This is a genomic window from Promicromonospora kroppenstedtii DSM 19349 (assembly GCF_000515355.1).
Taxonomy (GTDB): domain Bacteria; phylum Actinomycetota; class Actinomycetes; order Actinomycetales; family Cellulomonadaceae; genus Promicromonospora; species Promicromonospora kroppenstedtii.
In genome coordinates, this window is record NZ_KI911759.1 from 78,446 (window position 1) to 79,711 (window position 1,266).

The 1,266-nt window shown below is 73.1% G+C and carries 1 protein-coding gene and 1 pseudogene; one reads left to right on the forward strand and one right to left on the reverse strand.

Going from position 1 to position 1,266, the window contains the following annotated elements; genetic code table 11:
• Window positions 1-381 (reverse strand): annotated as a pseudogene (locus tag PROKR_RS36370) (DUF5937 family protein); the annotation flags it as partial.
• A gap of 96 nt (window positions 382-477) precedes the next feature.
• Between PROKR_RS36370 and PROKR_RS27050 the strand changes: the two are divergent.
• Window positions 478-918, forward strand: a complete 441-nt coding sequence (locus PROKR_RS27050) for a cupin domain-containing protein (RefSeq protein ID WP_036969981.1) — start codon at window positions 478-480, stop codon at window positions 916-918.
• Window positions 919-1,266: the final 348 nt, after the last annotated feature.

Genomic DNA, 1,266 nt, shown 5'->3' on the forward strand with positions numbered 1-1,266 from the left:
GTCGGCCCGGGTGCGCGCGGGGTCGTCGAGCAGTCGGCGGCGGGCCGTGGGCTCGAGACGGGCCGTGGCGTCGACCAGTTCGGCGTGCACCTGCTCGACCGGCGCCGCGAGCAGGGCGGCCATGCCCTCGTCGAAGGTCGGGTCGCTGGTCGGCGGCGTCGGGTCCAGGAAGTCGGGCCGGTAGGCGCCGTCGGCCATGAAGACCGTCAGGGCCGACAGGTCCAGGCCCGCCAGGCGCTGCCGGCGACGGCGCAGCCACGGGTGGAACACGGGGTGCCGGCGTGGCTCGGTCAGGAGCCGGGCGAGGCTGACCACCTCGTGCACCGGCGACGTCGCCCACCGCACGCCCGTGGCGCCTGCGCCCAGCTGGTAACGGATCACCACCTCATTCTGGGTCGTCGCCGCAGGTGGGACCAGACCGTTCGGCCACGGCCGAATCGAGAGCGGGCGGACGTGCCCGCTGCCGAGACTCGGGGCATGACACAGCACACGGCAGGGCACACCGCACCGCGACTCATTCGCCTCGGCGCAGGCGGCTCCACGATCGAGGTCCTCGCGAGCCCGGGGGACACCGACGGGACCCTGAGCCTGTATCGCTGGCGCCTCGCGCCCTCCAGCCGGGGTCCGGCGCCGCACTTCCACACCACGTTCAGCGAGACCTTCGTGGTCGAGGAGGGGCAGGTCGACTTCTTCGACGGCGCCACGTGGCGCACGCTGGGGCCCGGCGACACCGCGTTCTCGGCCCGCGGGTCCGTGCACGGGCTCCGCAAGGAGCGCGACGAGCCCGCCACGGTGCTCATGGTGCTGGCGCCGGGAGTGCGTCGCGAGGACTACTTCGCGCGGCTCGCCACCGCCGAGGAGGCGGACATGGAGCGGCTGCACGAGGAGCACGACAACCATTTCGTCGACGAGGGGTGAGCCTTCCCCGAGTCACCCGCCCCGACTCACCTTCGAGGCCTAAGTTTCTTGTCTTTGGACGGCTCCAAAGACAAGAAACTTAGGCCTCGAAAGCGAGCGGGCCGCACCCGCCCGGCTGCCCCGCCCGGCCGCCCCGCCTCGCTAGGCTCTCCTCTGTCACGAGGAGGGGTACCCGGATGAGCTTCAGCGAGACCGCACGCGCGGCGTTCCGGCGCGGGGACGACGACGCCGTCGCGCGCCTCGCCCACGACGAGGCCGATCGGGCCCGCGCGGCCGACGACCTGCCCGCCCTCGTCGAGGCGTTGTACATGCAGTCCCGGCTCGCGATCCGCGCCGGCGACCTCGACG

Coding starts and splice junctions, on each gene's coding strand:
- PROKR_RS27050 (WP_036969981.1), top strand. CDS start 478: ATGACACAGCACACGGCAGGGCACACCGCACCGCGACTCATTCGCCTC.